The organism is Shewanella sp. Sh95, assembly GCF_001308045.1.
Taxonomy (GTDB): Bacteria; Pseudomonadota; Gammaproteobacteria; order Enterobacterales; family Shewanellaceae; genus Shewanella; species Shewanella xiamenensis.
Genome location: NZ_LGYY01000261.1, coordinates 1 through 1,580, shown reverse-complemented (window position 1 = coordinate 1,580; position 1,580 = coordinate 1). Strand labels below are relative to the sequence as shown.

The 1,580-nt window shown below is 40.3% G+C and carries 1 pseudogene; it reads right to left on the bottom strand.

The features are described from left to right. Positions 1–92: 92 nt before the first annotated feature. A pseudogene (locus tag AEA42_RS19085) lies at positions 93–1,459 on the bottom strand (TonB-dependent receptor); the annotation flags it as partial. Positions 1,460–1,580: the final 121 nt, after the last annotated feature.

Genomic DNA, 1,580 nt, shown 5'->3' with positions numbered 1-1,580 from the left:
TTGGAGGTACTCAGGCGGCCTGATTATCAAATCACGGAGAAAGAATTGCTGGCGGCCTGGGTATTATTCGCCAATCAGTTGCTCAAATATGGCTATGCTATGGCTGATTTATGAGGGGATCCTTCAGTACTGGGTAGTTATCTTTAAATTCACTAATAACACCTTCTGCATCAACAGGTGAAACACCTTTCTGAATACTGTCTTCTTCAAGTAAGTTAACGACTTCAAATGTTACAGATAGATAATCTGTCACATTATAGTTAGCACTTAAATCTACTGTGCCATAAGCTTGATGCTCGCGGTTACCGTAGAAACCAGGTAATTCACGCATCATATACTCTGAACGCCAGTTATATGCTATACGAGCAGAGAAATCATCCATCTCGTAGTAACCGACTAAGTTTACAGTGTGCTTAGATGAGTCTGAGAACACTCCTACACGATCAGCATAATTTTCAGCAGGTGAGGTTGCATCGGCAAAGGTGTAGTTAGCGGAGTAACCAAAACCGTTATCGAATGAATCTAGTAATTGCAGTTCAATACCATCGATTGAACCACCTGTAGCATTATAGTTTTCACTCACTGTCCAACAGTCATATATACCTGCACCACAGGAGCTACCACCTTGACTCACTAAGTTTGGATCTTCAATACCAATTTGTTGATTTAATTTTTCACGGGTTGAAATAAATGAACTAACATCTTTAATAAAGTAAGTTGCTGCAAATAAACCTTCGCCGCTGAAATACCACTCTAAGCTTAAATCTGCTTGAGAGGCTTTAAATGGCAACAGATTCACACTCCCAGTTACTTTCTTTTCGTTACCTGGAGTACCGTCGTTAAAACCAGGTAATTTAGAAGTCGCAAAAAGATCTGCGTAGTTAGGGCGAGACATAACCTGTGCTGCTGATGCTCTTAAAATTAAATCGCTTGCTAAATCAAATGCAATGTTTACGCTTGGTAAAACATCATTATAGCTTGCCTTATCTGTACTTAAATCATCTGCATAAGTACCTTTTGTGCTGAATGCGTAATAATCCGATTCAACATCGGTAGAGATATATCTTAAACCGAAATTCCCCCGTACACCTTCACCAGCAAATGTGGCCATAGTGTATAGAGCTAAGTTTTTCTCTTGAAGCGTACCGTAACCAGATTTGTCTAAAGTAAAGCCATCAATGGCGGCGTAAGCATCTCTGATCATATTGTCAAAGATAGGCTTAGGTAAGGTAAAACCTGCACCTGATGATATAGTTCCTGAGTAATATTCAGAGGCGTCTTTTGCAGTAATATTTGATGATTGCGCAGCTTCAGTCGTTTGAGTTACGTCATGATCCGCATAGCTAATACCTGATTTAATTGAGGTAATAACACCAAACTCAACTGGAACTGTGATATCAAAGGTCGCAAATGACTCTTCATCAGTATTAGGTTGTTTTTTCAATGCCCAACCCTGAAGGATCCCCTCATAAATCAGCCATAGCATAGCCATATTTGAGCAACTGATTGGCGAATAATACCCAGGCCGCCAGCAATTCTTTCTCCGTGATTTGATAATCAGGCCGCCTGAGTACCTCCAA